19 protein-coding genes and 2 riboswitches are annotated in these 15,638 nt (G+C 51.9%); of the genes, 9 read left to right on the top strand and 10 right to left on the bottom strand.

Annotation, left to right across the window (positions count from 1 at the left end; translation table 11 throughout):
• The first annotated feature begins 3 nt into the window (after positions 1–3).
• Positions 4–288, top strand: a complete 285-nt coding sequence (locus HUN05_04310) for an OmpA family protein (GenBank protein WDP84466.1) — start codon at positions 4–6, stop codon at positions 286–288.
• A gap of 33 nt (positions 289–321) precedes the next feature.
• Complete coding sequence (locus HUN05_04305) at positions 322–1,182, top strand: MotA/TolQ/ExbB proton channel family protein (GenBank protein WDP87921.1); 861 nt, start codon at positions 322–324, stop codon at positions 1,180–1,182.
• A gap of 511 nt (positions 1,183–1,693) precedes the next feature.
• Here the strand turns inward: HUN05_04305 and HUN05_04300 are convergent.
• The 10 genes from HUN05_04300 to thiC (HUN05_04255) form a co-directional block, all read right to left on the bottom strand.
• A complete protein-coding gene (locus HUN05_04300) occupies positions 1,694–1,849 on the bottom strand; it encodes a hypothetical protein (protein ID WDP87920.1) in 156 nt (51 codons plus the stop codon).
• Between the two features lie 42 nt (positions 1,850–1,891).
• Positions 1,892–2,113, bottom strand: coding sequence for a DUF4124 domain-containing protein (locus HUN05_04295; GenBank protein WDP84465.1), 222 nt, complete (start codon positions 2,111–2,113; stop codon positions 1,892–1,894).
• Positions 2,114–2,236: 123 nt separating this feature from the next.
• Positions 2,237–2,428, bottom strand: a complete 192-nt coding sequence (locus HUN05_04290; GenBank protein ID WDP84464.1) for a hypothetical protein — start codon at positions 2,426–2,428, stop codon at positions 2,237–2,239.
• A gap of 62 nt (positions 2,429–2,490) precedes the next feature.
• Positions 2,491–2,772, bottom strand: a complete 282-nt coding sequence (locus HUN05_04285) for a peptidoglycan-binding protein (protein ID WDP84463.1) — start codon at positions 2,770–2,772, stop codon at positions 2,491–2,493.
• 11 nt (positions 2,773–2,783) lie between these two features.
• Positions 2,784–3,032 carry a hypothetical protein gene (locus HUN05_04280; protein WDP84462.1) on the bottom strand — a complete coding sequence of 83 codons (249 nt, stop codon included), beginning with the start codon at positions 3,030–3,032 and terminating at the stop codon, positions 2,784–2,786.
• Positions 3,033–3,239: 207 nt separating this feature from the next.
• Positions 3,240–4,367 carry a hypothetical protein gene (locus tag HUN05_04275; protein WDP84461.1) on the bottom strand — a complete coding sequence of 376 codons (1,128 nt, stop codon included), beginning with the start codon at positions 4,365–4,367 and terminating at the stop codon, positions 3,240–3,242.
• Positions 4,364–4,708 (bottom strand): hypothetical protein, encoded by a 345-nt coding sequence (locus HUN05_04270; GenBank protein WDP84460.1) that lies wholly within the window; start codon positions 4,706–4,708, stop codon positions 4,364–4,366. Before HUN05_04270 ends, HUN05_04275 begins: the two co-directional genes overlap by 4 nt.
• A gap of 652 nt (positions 4,709–5,360) precedes the next feature.
• Complete coding sequence (locus HUN05_04265; GenBank protein ID WDP84459.1) at positions 5,361–5,951, bottom strand: hypothetical protein; 591 nt, start codon at positions 5,949–5,951, stop codon at positions 5,361–5,363.
• Positions 5,952–6,168: 217 nt separating this feature from the next.
• Positions 6,169–7,230, bottom strand: coding sequence for a nicotinate-nucleotide--dimethylbenzimidazole phosphoribosyltransferase (gene cobT, locus HUN05_04260; GenBank protein ID WDP84458.1), 1,062 nt, complete (start codon positions 7,228–7,230; stop codon positions 6,169–6,171).
• Between the two features lie 3 nt (positions 7,231–7,233).
• Positions 7,234–8,538 carry a phosphomethylpyrimidine synthase ThiC gene (thiC, locus tag HUN05_04255; GenBank protein ID WDP84457.1) on the bottom strand — a complete coding sequence of 435 codons (1,305 nt, stop codon included), beginning with the start codon at positions 8,536–8,538 and terminating at the stop codon, positions 7,234–7,236.
• A gap of 129 nt (positions 8,539–8,667) precedes the next feature.
• A riboswitch (cobalamin riboswitch) is annotated at positions 8,668–8,845 on the bottom strand.
• 29 nt (positions 8,846–8,874) lie between these two features.
• On the opposite strand from thiC (HUN05_04255), the gene HUN05_04250 reads away from it, so the two are divergent.
• The 7 genes from HUN05_04250 (at position 8,875) to thiC (HUN05_04220) (ending at position 15,637) form a co-directional block, all read left to right on the top strand.
• Positions 8,875–10,470, top strand: a complete 1,596-nt coding sequence (locus tag HUN05_04250) for a hypothetical protein (protein ID WDP84456.1) — start codon at positions 8,875–8,877, stop codon at positions 10,468–10,470.
• Positions 10,471–10,820: 350 nt separating this feature from the next.
• Positions 10,821–10,923: riboswitch (TPP riboswitch) on the top strand.
• Between the two features lie 82 nt (positions 10,924–11,005).
• Entirely contained in the window at positions 11,006–11,203 is a 198-nt protein-coding gene (gene thiS, locus HUN05_04245) for a sulfur carrier protein ThiS (protein ID WDP84455.1), read from the top strand.
• A 3-nt stretch (positions 11,204–11,206) separates the two neighbouring features.
• A complete protein-coding gene (locus tag HUN05_04240) occupies positions 11,207–11,980 on the top strand; it encodes a thiazole synthase (GenBank protein ID WDP84454.1) in 774 nt (257 codons plus the stop codon).
• A gap of 2 nt (positions 11,981–11,982) precedes the next feature.
• Positions 11,983–13,116 carry a 2-iminoacetate synthase ThiH gene (gene thiH / locus HUN05_04235; protein WDP84453.1) on the top strand — a complete coding sequence of 378 codons (1,134 nt, stop codon included), beginning with the start codon at positions 11,983–11,985 and terminating at the stop codon, positions 13,114–13,116.
• Between the two features lies 1 nt (position 13,117).
• The gene (thiF, locus tag HUN05_04230) at positions 13,118–13,684 is read left to right on the top strand and encodes a sulfur carrier protein ThiS adenylyltransferase ThiF (GenBank protein WDP84452.1); all 567 of its coding nucleotides are present in this window, start codon (positions 13,118–13,120) and stop codon (positions 13,682–13,684) included.
• Position 13,685: 1 nt separating this feature from the next.
• Entirely contained in the window at positions 13,686–14,324 is a 639-nt protein-coding gene (gene thiE / locus HUN05_04225) for a thiamine phosphate synthase (GenBank protein WDP84451.1), read from the top strand.
• A gap of 2 nt (positions 14,325–14,326) precedes the next feature.
• On the top strand, positions 14,327–15,637 hold the full coding sequence (gene thiC, locus HUN05_04220) for a phosphomethylpyrimidine synthase ThiC (protein WDP84450.1): 1,311 nt from the start codon (positions 14,327–14,329) through the stop codon (positions 15,635–15,637).
• The last annotated feature ends 1 nt before the right edge of the window (position 15,638 follow it).

The raw sequence follows: 15,638 nt of genomic DNA, 5'->3' as shown, positions 1-15,638 counted from the left end.
GTTTTGAGAAGCAACAACTATATCATCAACGTGTCCGGGCACACAGATTCCATGCCCAATCATTCTGCAAAATATCCCACCAACTGGGAGTTGTCCGCAGCAAGGGCCACACAAACCGTCAGGTTTTTGATTGAAAAAACAGGGATACCGGCAGAGCGGTTTTTTATCAGTGCCCATGCCTGGCACCAGCCGGTAAGGCCCAATAACAGCATATTGAACCGGCGTCTGAACCGACGGGTGGAGATTGTACTCATGAAACAAAGGCCTTATCTGGAAAACTTAAAATAAAGGGGACACACGGTGGACCAGGACTACCAGGATATAACACAGAACTCAAAAGTTGACGTATGGACCCATGGCAAGCAGAATATCATCGGGGTGGTTTTTTGTTTTCTTCTTTTTTGTCTGGGATTCTTTTTCAGCGGCAATATCGGGCTTTATCTGAATCTGGCAGGGCTTATCATTGTGGTGGGCGGTACCTGCACCGCAGTTCTTCTCGGGTTTCGCATGGAGCGGGTTAAGATTTTGTTCAAGGTGATTTCAGCCTCATATACCCGGCCTGCCGTGGATTCAGATACCATTGTCAAGATTCTGGTGGATCTTTCCATTAAACGGAAGATAAAGGGGATTTTATCCCTTGAAAAAGAAGAGGAAGAGACCACGATTTTTTTTCTGCGCCGGGCCATTGGGCTGATGGTGGACAATTACACCCCGGAACAGATCAGGGAATCCTTGAATGCGGAGATGTATTTTTTTCGCAAACGCCGGGATGAAAATTTAAGGCTTCTCCAGACCATGGCAGACGTGGCCCCGGCATTCGGACTGGTGGGATCTGTGGTGGGTCTTATCGGCATGCTCGGGGGCATCGGGGATTCAGCCACGCTCATGGCCACCATTCCCATTGCCCTGACCTCCACCCTTTACGGGGTCATCCTGGCCAACATGATCTGTTATCCCATTGCCGCCAATATCCGGGAGCGGACCAGCCAGGAACTTTTGCTTCAGCGTATTATCACCGAAGGGGTGGTCTCCATTGCTTCGGATATTCATCCTCGGGTGCTGGACAAGAAACTCAAGTCTTTTTTAACCCCTTCGGCCCGTAAAGAAGAGGTGATTTCCATTGCCAGGATCAAGGAGCATTTGGAAAAAGAGGAGCTTGAAATTCCCCCTCCGGTGGAATAGGGGCAGGCAGATGGGCAATTAATTTAAGAGTGATTTAACCTTGCCTAAAACTTCAGCAGGGGCCTTTTGCCTTTTTGTTCATGCCCGGATGCCGGATCAAAATTCGTTCATACAAGATCCCCTTTTTGGGGAATTTATTCTTTTACCATATCTTTTTTTCCATGGGCGGGCTGTTTAACCACTTCCGGTCTTTCTCCTCGGGCGTAACCGCTTCTTTGGGCAGTCTTTTAAAAGATCATCAAGATTATACGTTACGTCTTTAACCGGGGTTAAAATGATCTTGCCCCCCTGGGCTTCAATTTTTATTTTGTGATCACTTCAATTTTTAAAGAGTTGGCTATGGCTGCCGGGATACTGGCGGCTAAACGGTTGCCCAACTTTTTAATGACTATTTCCATATTTTAATCCTTTGTTTTGGGTTGAAAAGTTGTTTATACAAAGTATCATTTTTTTTAAACACTGATGTGTCAACTTTGTAGAAACATCCCTTTGGGAGCAATACCATCATGACTTAAATCCCAAGGGCGTTTTGATAGGCTGTCTTTGAAAATCCGCGGATTTTCTGGCCGTTGATCAGGGCAAAAGGCACGCCCCGCCCTCCGCCTAAGGATCTCATCCGCTTTGCCGCGCTCGGTTGTTTTTGAAGATCGTATTCAATGAATTTGATATTGTTGGAACGAAGAAAGGCAACTGCCTCTTTGCAATACCGTCACCAGGAGGTGGTAAAGATTTCCACCCGGACCCGGGGGTCTGGTTTTGGGGAAATATCGGGGTGGGTGATCTTGACCTTGCCCTGTTCTGCTGTGGGCGGCGCATCGCTGATATGGGTGACCCCGTTTTTATCTTTCCAGGTGTACATTCCGGCCATGGCCAGGTCTGCGAAACACAGGGCAAGAACGAGGATCAAAAGGGAAAAAAGACTTTTTTTCATCCAACCTCCAGATTCAATGATGTTTAGTTTACCTTGTGGTATGACGGTTTACCGGGTCTAGATCAAGTTCTTTTTTTGAAAAATCCATGGACTGACCGTCTTGGATGCAGTCAATAAAATATTTCAGGGTTGATACGGGACGGCAGCCTGCCACATGGCCTGGACCCCCACGTGGTGTTTGCCCTGGATGGGGTAAAATCCCAGGATCTGGTAGAGGGCCCAGGAGACAAAGGCGCAGCACCAGGGATAGCCCCTGATTCCGGAATTGCCCCAGTACAAGTCAATATCTTTGCTCCGGTTGGACCCGTCCGGCACCTCAAATACCGGTTTTTCATGTTCCTCAAGCAGGAGCTCAATAAGCCGGGAGCGGGCGGGGGTTAGCCCCTGGGGGGGGTAGGGGTGAAATGATTTTTTTGGAATTCCCCGCTGGCATGGGACAGGGCCCACCAGGTCTTGGGGCCGACCACCCCGTCCGGGGTCAGGGGGGCCCCGTTTTTATCCACATGCTGAAGTTGGAAGAGCTGGACATTTTCAAAGGTGATCAGTTCAAATATCCCGTGTTCAGGGATTCGGTTTTTAAAATATCCATTGGCGGACAAAAGGGTCTGGACACGGATGACATCCGGATCCGGTTCTAATCGTTTAATGGTTTTGGGCAAGAGAACCTCCTTTAGGCATGGGACAATGCCTGGATTTTATCTTCCAGTTGATCAATGTTTTTAATTAAATCAATACAGGTCAGGGCATTGTCAAACAAGACCTTGGCCAGGGCCGCCCATTGGGAGAGGACGGCATTTACAAGTCCTGAAAGAATCATGGTGCAGATCCGGACGGCCAGGCAGAACCGTTCTGCATTGAGGCGGATCAGGGTGATGGCCTTGTCGGCTTTGGCAAAACAGGTCATATCTGACAGCCCCACCACCACATCCCCGTCGCAGGAAAGATCAAGGGAGATTCCCGGGGCCTGATAAGCGGTCCCGTCCAGGGTGGCCAGGGCATTGACAACGATTCTGATCCCCTGCCTTACCGTGTCAAAACAGGCCAGGGCCCGGGCATAAAAAAACCGGGCAATATTTTTGCCCAGGTCCAGGATGGTGTGAAGGGTTTTTTTAAGGGCCTGCCTGATCTAGCGCAACACCCGTTTGATACCATCCCAGAGCCTTAGGTGGAGCTTTTTCCCCTGTTCCAGTGCGCGTTCAATTTCCCGGGGCCGTTGGAGCCTTGAGTTGATTTGGGATAACACTTTTTCATCATCCTGGTTTTCATAGGCGTCATCAAAGGCTGTGAACAGTTCCGGAGTGATTTCTCTGGCCCAGGTCTTTTTTGCTTTTTGGGCAAGGCCTGCAAAATCCGCCAGGCAGGTTTTTAATTCAGGGTTGCAGTCCTGGTCATTTTTTGTGTCAATGCCTTTTACCGGGTATTCAAGCATTTGAGCCAGGGGAATTTGATATCCCATGAGCCAGAACTCCACCTGGACCAGGCGGGTTAAAAATCGTCTGATCTGGTAGGCCTGGGGCAAATGTCTGCCATGGCTTTTCCTGGAGGGGATATTGAATTCAAGGCCGCAGGCTCCTGGCCGGCAGGACCGGGCCACAGCCTTGATCAGGCAGTCCTGGTCAAGAATGAGCCCCAGGAGGGCAGGGCTTGGGGTGCGGGTATCCATAAAATGCCTGATCTGGTCTTGTTCCAGGGTAACCATGCCAAGGGCCATGGCCAGGCGCTTGAATTTGTTCAAGTCGTTGACGGCGATGAGTGAAAAGGATTTGCCCGGCCGTTCAGCCGCCAGGCCCAGGACAAAAAGCCGGCACTGGGCCGCCCGCATCACTGCGGGATATTCATGGGGCGCGTCCAGCCATCTTTTATCCAGATGGTCCGTTTCAAAGCTGACCAGAGCGGTCAGGGCCGCCCTTGTTTTTTTTCCTGTCCATCGATCCGGTTTCAGACCGGCCTCTTTCTGGAACCGGGCAGCAGAGTTTAAAAAATTTTTTCTGTCCCGGTGAAATGCCTTTCTGGCCTGGTGTTTATCCTCAGCTTCCAGGTAGCCCAGCAGCCAGAGCTGTTTAGCCATGGCTTGGCCATGTTTTTTAAACTCGCGGGTCATGGCGGCTGCAGGACTGTCCGGCAGGGTCTCAAAGAGTGATTTTTTTCTGGCCTGAATCAACAGACGGTCAAACTGGGCGTATTGATCCGTGATATCCAGGGTTTTCCAATTCTTGTCCTCCGTTTTTGGATATTGAGGCAGGCCCCGGGTCATAGGATCAGGCCTTTGAACATTTCAACCAGTCCCTGGCGCTGGAGCAGGCCTGTGGTCACTGCTCCCTTGTGCAGTTCTATGAGTTCAGGACTGACTTTTTGGGGATCAATAAAATTGATGGAATCCCCGTCAAATTTGATGGTGGTATCCAAAACCAGGTGGAGCCTGGCCTGGGCCGTGGCTTCCGCACCTGCCGGTTTTAAGAGGCTTTCAAGATCCACCAGCTTTTTTTTGTCCAGAATCAGATTGACGTCCCCGATAATGGTCTGGACCTTTAATTCGCTCAGGTCCACAATGGTGTTGCCAATGGTCTGGACGGCATCTCTAAGTGCGCTTGTCATTTTTAGATCTCCTTGTTGTTGTCCTAAAGCTTAATAAATGATGAACGGTTTTCTGCCATGAAAAAAATACCAATTTAAACTTTTCTTCTCTGTGGGCCGGGGTGATTTTTTGTTCAAAGGATCTGCTTATCTTATTCTCGCAGCCCTCTTTAATCGCCTCATTTGGGTGGTTTGGGCCTTTACGCTCAGACATGGGAAATTGAAACCCCCTGACCCGGACCGTGCGGTTTAAGATTTGCCCCAAAGATTTTACTGCCGAACGTATTGCCATGGTCTTCTTTCTTCAGCCTGGATATTTCATGATCTGCAGCCTTACAGACCGTTGGCAGTAAAATTATTACAGCTTCGCGCTCTGGCGCCTTGCAGGCAAATTTGAATCCTGATTATTAGAGGCGGGATAGCTGCTGCCCCTTGTCACTCCCCACTGTTTACAATGATTTTTTTATCCTTTTGGGTACTTTCCTTCCGGGCATCCGTCAAGGTCAGGGAAATGAGATAACTGCCTTGGTCCAGGGTCAGGGGGCTCAGCACCAGACCCTCCTGGGTGTGGCCGGATATTTTTTTAATTTCCCGGTGCGGGTCCTGGGTGATTTTCAGGGCGTATACATAGGGCGGTGCTCCGCCTTTGGCCTGGCTGACAAGGGTAAAGGCCTTACCGGCAATGAGTTTGTCCGGGGAGACAAGGGGTTCGGAAAGGCTTAATATCCCTTCCTGGCCGGGAGTGGATGCCGATGAGAATGGTCAAAATTTCCTTGGCCCGGTAAAATCGTTCCTTACTCTCTTCGGGCAGCCGGTTGGAGGTAAACACAGAAATGGTAATGACCAGGGCCGTGCCAATGGTGCCAAGGGCAAAAATAAAGGTGATCAGCCCCCTTGCGGTTTTAACGTCGGCAAGTTGGCTTAAGATATTTGAGTCATTGCTGATGGAAGAGGCCACCGTCCAGATGAGAAAAACAACAATTCCGCACAAGGCCACATCCCGGGTCAAGATCTTTCCCAGCCAATAGCGCAGTTCGGGGTGGGCGACCGGCTCGGCTTTGAATTGGGCCCAGAGCTTTTTTGCACGGGTTTTTAACTCGGTTTTGACCGATGCCTCCGCTTTTGATGCATCAATTTGAGATGCCAGTGCCTCAAAGGTCTCTTCCTGTTCAGGAAAGAGGATTTTGTTTTCCTTGAGGTAATGGATCAGTTGAAGGGCATCTTCTGTCCTGCCCCTGGATTTCAGCCAGTATTGAAATAGCATGGTTCCACCTCCATGGATTTAGATGCGGGAACTTGTGGGAAGAAGAATGCAGAGAAGAAAGATGGTTTGTTCCCTGGTGGTACGAGGATACACCTGAGTTAAGGCATATTAAACTTTGATTCAAAAAGCAAGACGTGAAAAATTTTGGTTTCAGGTAAAAAATCCAAAGTGCCCCTGTGAAGCCGGGGCACTTTGGATGTCAGATAATTTTAAAGGCTCAGTCAGTTGCCTGGGCGATTCCGACTTCTTCAAAGGTTTTGATGTCGGCCAGAATTCTTGTGGAAAGATCTAAAAGTTCCATACACAGGGCCGCGCCCGTGCCTTCCCCCAGGCGAAACTGCAAATCAATGAGCGGGGTGACGCCCAGGCGGTCATGCATGTATTTATGGCCTGCTTCCACGGATTTATGGCTGGCAAAGAGATATTGTTTTGCCGCCGGGGCCAGTTCACAGGCAATCAAGGCGCCGGCCGTGGAGATCAGCCCGTCACAGATCACAGGGATGCCCCGGGCGGCAGCGCCCAGGACCAGCCCGGCAAGGCCTCCGATTTCAAGGCCGCCCACCTTGGACAATACATCCAGGGGGTCTCTTGGGTCGGGCTTGTGCAGGTCCAGGCCTTTTTGGATCACGGCGATTTTATGGTCCAGGGCGGCATCATCAATGCCTGTGCCCCGGCCTGTGAGGGTTTTGACGGGCAGGCCGGAAAATGCCGCAATAATGGCTGTGGAAGGCGTGGTGTTGCCGATGCCCATGTCCCCTGTACCCAAAAGATCCACAGGGGATTGGGCATTCAGTTCTTCAACAATTTCAATGCCGGCCTCAATGGACAGGATTGCTTCCTGCCGTGTCATGGCAGGCTCTTTGGCGAAATTCCCTGTGCCGTGCCTGACCTTTTTGTGGAAGATGGGCAGGTCAGGGGAAAAGTCATAGTTGACGCCGATGTCGGCTGCCTTGACAATGGCGCCTGCATGGTCCCCGATGACATTTACCGATGCCCCGCCACCGGCAAAATTCAATACCATCTGGGGCGTGACCTCCGCAGGATAGAGGCTGACCCCTTCCTGGGTCACCCCGTGATCTCCGGCACAGGTGATGATCCGTTTGTTGGTCAGACGGACGTCTATGGTGCCTTTGATACCGGCCAGCCGGGCTGAAATTTCTTCCATGATCCCGAGGCTGCCGGCAGGACGGGCCTGGTTTGCCAGCCGGTCTTTGGCCGCTGCCAGGGCCTTTTGATCCAGGCTGGGAATTTGGTTTATGGTCTGTTCAAGTAATGACATAATTCACCTCTTTTCTTTGATGTCTTTTTCAAATATTTCCATCCCTTTTTTCATGGCGCAAAAATCCCCGCACATGGTGCAGGTCTCTTTTTGTTCGGGCGCCCTTTCCTCGCGGATTTTTCTGGCAAGTTCGGGAAAGAGCAGATATTTTTCAAGATCGTCCCAGCGCATGTCCCGCCGGGCCATGGCCGCCTGTTTTTCATTTTCACGGCGATGGGGATATTTGGAGATATCCCCGATTCGGGCGGCAAGGCGTGTGGCCCTGACCCCTTCTCGCACGTCCTCAACCCCGGGCAGGGCCAGGTGCTCGGCAGGGGTGATATAGCAGACCAGGTCTGCCCCGAAGCGGGCGGAGGAGGCCGCCCCGATGGCGGCGGTGATATGGTCGTAGCCTGCGCCAGTGTCGCAGGGAATGGGGCCCAGCACATAATAGGGGGCATTGCCGGACATCCGTTTTTCCAGCATGATATTGCCCTCAATTTCGTCCAGGGGGACATGGCCCGGACCTTCGACCATCATCTGGCAGCCCTTGTCTCTTCCCATTTGTGCCAGTTCGCAGTTGATGATCATCTCAGCCATCTGGGCCCGGTCGTGGCTGTCATGGATGGCCCCTGCCCGGATCCCGTTGCCCAAAGAGAGGACGGCATCATATTTTTTCATGAGCGCGCAGACCCGGTCAAATTGTTCGTAAAGGGGGTTTTCCTTTTTGTTGATATCCATCCAGGCCACCATATAGGTGCCGCCTTTGGAGGCAAGCCCGCCGTAGCGGAAGCCCTGCCTTCGCAGACGTTCAATGGTGTAAAGGTTGATCCCGCAGTGAATGGCCATAAAGCTTAACCCGTCATCCAGCTGTTTTTCAATGAGATCAAAAAGATATTCAGGGTTGAGTTTGGCCGGGTTTTTGTATTTTTTAATGGTCTCTTTAAAGGCCTGGTACAGGGGAACATTTCCCACGGGCAGGTCTGTTGCGGCCAGGACCGATCGCCTTATCCTGTCCATGTCCCCGGCCGCGGACAATTCCATGAGGGTGTCTGCCCCTTCGTCCTGGGCGGCTCTTGCCTTTGCCTCTTCCTGGCCGATATCACAGATGTCCGAAGAGGTGCCGATGGAGGCGTTGACCTTGGTGGACAGGCCCGTGCCAATGCCCACGATGTTTTGGCTTTTCCGGTTTGGATTGCAGGGGATGACGATCTCCCCCTTGGCCACATGATTCAGGATAAATGCCTCGGACAGGCCTTCGGCCTGGGCCACGGCTTTCATTTCCCGGGTGAGTTTGCCCTTGCGGGCAGATTCCAATTGTGTTGCCATAGTTTCCTCGCTATGTTTTGGCTGTCTTGTTGACAATCGCTTTGCGTGCGTTTGCCAAGACAAGCTCCTTGCTAAACCCAAAAAAGGGTCTGCAAGAGATGAATCTTACAAAACCCTTTACCATCAAGTTTTACACACGAAATTTTCAGCTCGTCTTCTGACTTAGGGCCTTGGACCTGTGCTGCGCCTTCCCGGAAAACCAGTGGCATGGCAGAACAGATATTTCCCATCACAGCGGCGGGACCGTCACGGAATTACACCGTGTTCCGTTGGCTGAAAATTTCTAACCAATTTTAGGGGATAAATTATACCCGGGAGAGCCAAAGGTCAATATTTTTGTACTTATCCCTTTACAAACAACCGGAAGTGATCGATAAATCTTATGATATGGATCCTGCCAGGCTGATAAAAAATAAATTCTACAGATTCTACGTTGCCAATGAGGTACTCCTGGGCAATGCCCTTGCCCTGCTCGTGGGGGACTGGATGACCAATGTTTTTTTCATGAACCGGGCCGGGAATGCCTCTGAACAGTTTTTGATCCTGGTGAGTTACCTGGATATTTCCTATGGCGCGGTCTGCGCCGTGGTCATGTCCGTTTTGACCATCGGGTATGAGCGGTCCATTCGAAAATGCCTGACCGAATTCCACCAGGGGACCCGGCCTGACCCGGCCGTTCTGGAACGGGCCAGGTGCCGGGTCCTTAACGAACCCTATTTTGTGGTGATCATGGATACCGTGGTCTGGGCCCTGGGATCATTTATGTTCTGGTCGGCAGGATCTCCCGGGGGATTGCGTATCGGTTTGGGGTCCGGCCTGATTACCGTGACCCTGGCTTTTTTCTGGGTGGAGCATGTGTCCCAGCATACCCGGATTCCTCTGTTTTTCCCCAACGGGGGATTGTCCAAGGTCAAGGGGGCAAGATCCATCAGTCTTCGGGTGAGGTTCATTGCCCTGCTGTTTGCCGTTTCCCTGGTCCCCCTCTCGTTTATCCATTTGACCATCCACCGGTTTAAACAGATGGAGGTGATGGATGAGATGACCCTGGCCACCCTGCTCCAGCATCTTGAAAATACCATTGCCAAGGAAAGCGCCATTTTCATGGTTCTTTCCATTTTATTATCCTTTTTGGTGCTTCACCATTTAAGGCAGCCGGTGGCAGATATCATCCGGGTCATGGCCCATGCAAAAAACGGCGATTTTTCCCACAAGGTCAAGATATTTACCAATGATGAGATCGGGTTTGCCGGAGAAATGCTCAACTTAATGAATCAGGGGCTGATGGAACGGGAGCTGATCAAGGATACCTTCGGCAAATACGTGGACCGGCGGATCAGGGACGAGATTCTCACCGGCAAAATCCCTTTGGCCGGGGAGAGAAAAGAGGCCACTATTTTATTTGCCGATTTAAGGAATTTCACCCCTTTGGTGGCGGTCACCCCTGCCAAGGAGCTGATTTATATGCTCAACTCCTATTTTAATGAAATTTCCCGGGCCATTGACCAGAACGGGGGGTTGATCCTCCAGTTTATCGGGGATGAGGTGGAAGCCGTGTTTGGCGCGCCTGTGGCAAGAAAGGGCCATGAAGAGGCCGCCGTAAAAACCGCCCTGGAAATGCGGGGGCGGCTGGAACTGCTGAACCGGCGGTTTGCAGATAAGGGCATGGCCTCCATCGCCCACGGGGTGGGGATTCATACAGGACCTGTCCTGGCCGCCAATATCGGATCCACCTACAGGTCTGCCTATTCATTGATCGGTGACACCGTGAACCTGGCCTCCAGGATCCAGGATCTGACCAAGGAGTTTAAGACCGACATTCTGGTCAGCGAAGATATCCGATATGCCCTGAAGGGAAAATACAGCTTTACCCCCATGCCCGAGGCCTCTGTTAAGGGGAAAGAAGATCCTGTCCGGGTCTATTCTCTGGTCTAACCCGAATATTTCATAACCTGAAGGTCAGAAACTGACAATTTAAAGGAATTGGGTATTAATTATTTTAAATACAGCAGGTTATAATTATCTGCCAAGCCAATTCCAAGGGTGGTTACCCTTCGGGCGAACCGATTTTACCTCATCTGCGGCGTTGCAGACCGTTCGCAGTAGAGTCACTAGGGCTTCACGGCCTGACGCCTGGCAGCTAAAGCAAAATCGATTCGTGAAATATGCGGTCTAACCTCCATATTCCGCGACCTGTCCTGCCTTATCTCCATGATCCACTCTCTTGGGAAGCTGATATCTGATATTTCAGTTTGACAGGGTATTTTAAATCATATATGGTCCTGAACGTTCACTGGGGGTGCTATCCTTGCTGAGAGAAGGGAAACCTTCAACCCTTGGAACCTGATACGGTTAATACCGGCGTAGGGAAAGTGTATCATGACCATAATGCATTCTTGTATTATGCCTGCCTGTATTATTCCCCATGGTCCATCCCCGGTAAAACATCCATTAATTCATTGGAGGTGTTATGAAAATTGTTTTTAACGGGGCTGACCTGGATACGGATATCCCCGATCTTGCCGCCCTTGTCACGGACATGGGCCTGGACCCGTCTTCCCTGGTCATTGAACATAATTTTAATGTGGTTAAACACGATTGCTGGGCCCATATCCCTATTCAGGACGGGGATGTTGTTGAACTGCTCAATTTTGTAGGGGGAGGTTGAATCATGGAAGACCGATTAATTTTAGGGGATCAATCCTTTTCCAGCCGTCTGCTCACAGGGACCGGCAAGTTTGCCTCAAAAGATCTCATTGCCCCCATGCTCGAAGCCAGCGGGTCAGAGTTGATCACCGTGGCCCTGAGACGGGTGGATCCAAAGGCCAGAGCCCAGGATAATATTCTGGCCAAGATTCTGGATTCCGTGACCCTGCTGCCCAACACTTCCGGTGCCAGGACCGCCCGGGAGGCTGTCCGCATCGCAAGAATTTCCAGGGCCGCCGGGTGCGGAGATTTTATCAAGATCGAAGTGATCACCGACATGCAGTTTCTTCTGCCGGACAATCATCAAACCCTTGAGGCCACGAATATCCTTGCCAAAGAAGGATTTATTGTCCTGCCCGATGTGATGCCGGATATCACCATTGCCCGCCAGCTTCACGATGCAGGGGCGTCGGCGGTCATGCCCCTGGGCTCGCCCATCGGTTCCAACCAAGGGCTTGAGATGGCGGCCATGATCCAGCGAATCATTGACACCTCCCGGCTGCCGGTGATTGTGGATGCCGGTATCGGCAGACCCTCCCAGGCAGCCTGTGCCATGGAAATGGGGGCAGACGGGGTCCTGGTCAATACGGCCATTGCCACGGCCCAGGATACGGCCCTGGCCGGCCAGGCCTTTGCCTTGGCCGTAAAGGCCGGGCGAATGGCCTATATTTCAAAACTTGGGGATCAATCCGCCACGGCCCGGGATTCCTCGCCTTTGACCGGGTTTTTAAGGGGGTAATCATGTCTTTTATGCAATTGGCAGACGAGTATCAAACTTTTGATTTTCAGGGCTATTTTGCCTCTGTTACCCCTGAAGCTGTGGGTGCCAGCCTGGCCCGGGCCGGACAGATGAATTGCCTGGATCATAGGGACCTGCTCAACCTTTTGTCGCCTGCGGCAACGGATTTTTTAGAGCCCATGGCCCAAAAGGCAAGTGCGCTGGCCGTTCAGTATTTTGGGCGGACCATCGGTCTGTACGCCCCCCTGTATATCTCGGATTTTTGTATTAACCACTGCACCTATTGCGGATTTAATTCAAAAACCGATTTTCCGAGGACCCGGCTGAGCCTTGAGCAGATTGAGCAAGAGGCAAAAGCGGTCTCTGGTTTGGGCATTCGTCATATCCTGGTTCTTACAGGAGAGGCGCCGGCAAAGACCCCTTTGGATTATCTTGAAAAGGCGGTGGCCCTGCTGACCCGATACTTTTCCTCTGTTGCCCTGGAACTTTTTCCCATGGACGAGGATGACTATGGTCGACTGAACAAGGCCGGGGCAGATTCTTTGACCGTCTACCAGGAGGTGTATGAGAGAGACTTGTACCGGGAGGTTCATCCAAAGGGCCCCAAGTCGGATTATGCCTTTCGGCTGCTGACCCCGGAGCGGGGCGCCCGGGCCGGGTTCCGGGCCCTGAATATCGGCACCCTTTTCGGCATTGGGGATCCCCGGTCCGAAGCCTTTATGGCCGGTCTTCATGCCAGATTTCTGGAAAGGGCGTTTCCCTATGTGGAAGTCTCCCTTTCCCTGCCTAGGATGACCCGGGCAGACGGGGGAATTGCCCCGAAAAATCTGCATTCCGACACGGGGTTTGTCCAGACCATGCTGGCCTGGCGTCTGTTCATGCCCAGGGTGGGAATCAATGTATCCACAAGGGAGTCGGCAGCTTTCAGGGACCAGCTCATCCATCTGGGAGCCACCCGGTATTCCGCCGGGTCCAAAACCGATGTGGGCGGGTATTCAGTCCCTTCGAACCCTGGTCTGGAGCAGGAGACCACGGTCCAGTTTGAGATCACGGACACCAGAAGTGTGGATGATGTGGCCTGTATGATACGGGCGGCCGGGTGTCAGCCTGTGTTCAAAGACTGGGAGATCTTTTAAGATGATCGTCGGCATTGCCGGTGCGGGCGGCATCGGATCCAATGTGGCCCGTCACCTTGCCCAGGCAGGGGTTTTAAGTATCCAGGCCGTGGATTTTGACCGGGTTGATTTTTCAAATTTGAACCGCCAGTTTTATACGGTTGACCAGGTGGGAAGGTTCAAGGTGGACTGTCTTGAAGAAAATTTGAAAAATATTTTTCCGGCCATGGCCATCGAACCTGTCCGTGAAAAGCTAATACCGGGAGGCTGTACTCGTATTTTCAAGGACTGCAGTCTGGTGGTGGAAGGCCTTGACAATGCCCAGGCCAAAAAGATGCTGGTCGAGGAACTGGCCGGTGCCGGCATCCCTGTGGTTTCAGCTTCGGGTATTGCCGGAAGGGATATGACCTGTGTCAGGATAAAAAAAATGGGCATTTGTCACATTGTGGGCGATTTTTCAACAGACGAGAAAAACGCGCCTTTATTCCCGCCCAAGGTGGCCATGATTGCCGCCCTCATGGCCGCCGTTGTTTTAACGGAGATGGACCGGGCCAGGGACCCTAAATCAAATTTGAACAAGGAAAACTAAAATGACAAAACCAATTCAATTTCCGGAGGGAATTTACGGTATTTTAGGCGAGTCCTTTTCTTTGGGGCGAACCAATGTAGAAATGGCACAACGCCTTGTGGACGGAGGCGTCGATATCCTTCAGTACAGGGAAAAGGCCCATGAAAAAGATAGAAAAAATATGCTGGCCGAGTGCATGGAGATCCGGAAAATAACAGCCGATGCCGGTGTGCCCTTTATTGTGAATGATTTTCTGGACATTGCCCTGATCACGGAGGCAGACGGGGTCCATCTCGGACAGGAGGATCTGCCCGTGGCCCGGGTAAAACAGACAGCTCCCCATCTCATGGTGGGCTGCTCCACCCATTCCCCTGAACAGGCGGCCCAGGCGGTGGCCGACGGGGCAGACTATATCGGGGTGGGTCCCATATTTGCCACCCGGACCAAGGCGGATGTCTGTGATGCCGTTGGGTTGGGCTATCTGGACCATGTGGTTGCCAATTTGTCCATACCCTTTGTGGCCATTGGCGGGATCAAGCGGCATAATTTAAAATCTGTGGCAGACTGCGGTGCCACAACCCTCTGTCTGGTGACAGAGATTCTCGGTGCCAGCGATATTTCGGGCCGGCTAAATGAGATTCGTAAAATTTTAGGAGAATAAAAATGAAACTGACCTATACCACCCAGATGGATGCGGCAAGAAAAGGCATATTCACCCCCCAGATGGAAACAGTGGCTGAAAATGAAACGATTGACAGAAAAGAGCTCATGAACCGGGTGGCCGCCGGATCTATTGTGATCCCGGCCAATAAAAATCATTTAAATCTCAGGGCCGCGGGCGTGGGGCTGGGTCTTAAGACCAAGATCAACGTGAACTTAGGGGTGTCAAAGGATGTATGTTCCTTTGAGTCTGAAATGAACAAGGCAAAGCTGGCCTTAAAGTACAAGGCCGATGCCATTATGGACCTGAGCGTCTCCGGGGATACCCTGGGATTCAGAAAACGATTGGTGGCCCAAGTGCCGGTGATGATCGGCAGTGTGCCCATCTCCGATACCCTGACCCGAACCCAAAAACCGGTGGAAGAGATTGGTATTGATGACTGGTTTAAAACCGTGGAAATCCACGGGGAAAACGGGATTGATTTTGTCACCATCCATGCCGGCCTCAACCTCAAGGTCTCGGCCATCCTTAAAAACAATCCCCGGGTCTGCGGGATTGTCAGCCGGGGCGGTGCCATTCTTTACGAGTGGATGATCAAAACCGGGAATGAGAATCCGTTTTATGAACATTTTGACCGGCTTTTAGACATTTGCCAACAGCATGATATCTGCATCAGCCTATGCGACGGCCTCAGGCCCGGTGCTATTCAGGACAGCACGGATGCCCCCCAGATCCAGGAGCTGATCACCCTGGGCGAACTGACCCAAAGGGCCTGGCAGAAAAATGTCCAGGTAATGATCGAAGGGCCGGGCCATGTGCCCCTTCACGAGGTGGAGATGAATATGAGGCTTGAAAAAAAGCTCTGCCACAATGCCCCTTTTTATGTGCTAGGGCCTCTGGTCACGGATATTGCGCCCGGGTACGATCATATTACTGCGGCCATTGGCGGGGCCCTGGCCGCCATGCACGGAGCTGACTTCCTCTGTTATGTTACGCCTGCAGAGCATTTGCGCCTGCCGTCAATGGATGATGTCAAAGAGGGAATCATGGCCTCAAAAATTGCGGCCCATGCAGGGGATCTGGCCAAGGGGATTTCCGGCGCAGGACAGGCAGATCAGGCCATGGGGCTGGCCAGAAAGGATCTGGACTGGGAAAAACAATTTGACGCGGCTTTGGACCCTGAAAAGGCAAGGGCCTATAAAGAAGACTCCCGGCCGTCCAAAGACGGGGTTTGTACCATGTGCGGTGATTTTTACGCTGTCAAACGGGTTCATGGGATTCTTTACCCCTGCCGGACCGACCGGCAGGGGTAAG

This window comes from Desulfobacter sp. (assembly GCA_028768545.1).
Taxonomy (GTDB): domain Bacteria; phylum Desulfobacterota; class Desulfobacteria; order Desulfobacterales; family Desulfobacteraceae; genus Desulfobacter.
The sequence above is the reverse complement of the archived record's forward strand: the minus strand, read 5'-3'. Positions and strand labels throughout refer to the sequence as shown.

Bases quoted from the DNA above. Each gene is read 5' to 3' on its own strand.
- HUN05_04295 (WDP84465.1), bottom strand. From the start codon at position 2,113: ATGAAAAAAAGTCTTTTTTCCCTTTTGATCCTCGTTCTTGCCCTGTGT.
- HUN05_04275 (WDP84461.1), bottom strand. From the start codon at position 4,367: ATGACCCGGGGCCTGCCTCAATATCCAAAAACGGAGGACAAGAATTGG.
- HUN05_04270 (WDP84460.1), bottom strand. From the start codon at position 4,708: ATGACAAGCGCACTTAGAGATGCCGTCCAGACCATTGGCAACACCATT.
- HUN05_04265 (WDP84459.1), bottom strand. From the start codon at position 5,951: ATGCTATTTCAATACTGGCTGAAATCCAGGGGCAGGACAGAAGATGCC.
- cobT (WDP84458.1), bottom strand. From the start codon at position 7,230: ATGTCATTACTTGAACAGACCATAAACCAAATTCCCAGCCTGGATCAA.
- thiC (WDP84457.1), bottom strand. From the start codon at position 8,538: ATGGCAACACAATTGGAATCTGCCCGCAAGGGCAAACTCACCCGGGAA.
- thiS (WDP84455.1), top strand. From the start codon at position 11,006: ATGAAAATTGTTTTTAACGGGGCTGACCTGGATACGGATATCCCCGAT.
- HUN05_04240 (WDP84454.1), top strand. From the start codon at position 11,207: ATGGAAGACCGATTAATTTTAGGGGATCAATCCTTTTCCAGCCGTCTG.
- thiH (WDP84453.1), top strand. From the start codon at position 11,983: ATGTCTTTTATGCAATTGGCAGACGAGTATCAAACTTTTGATTTTCAG.
- thiF (WDP84452.1), top strand. From the start codon at position 13,118: ATGATCGTCGGCATTGCCGGTGCGGGCGGCATCGGATCCAATGTGGCC.
- thiE (WDP84451.1), top strand. From the start codon at position 13,686: ATGACAAAACCAATTCAATTTCCGGAGGGAATTTACGGTATTTTAGGC.
- thiC (WDP84450.1), top strand. From the start codon at position 14,327: ATGAAACTGACCTATACCACCCAGATGGATGCGGCAAGAAAAGGCATA.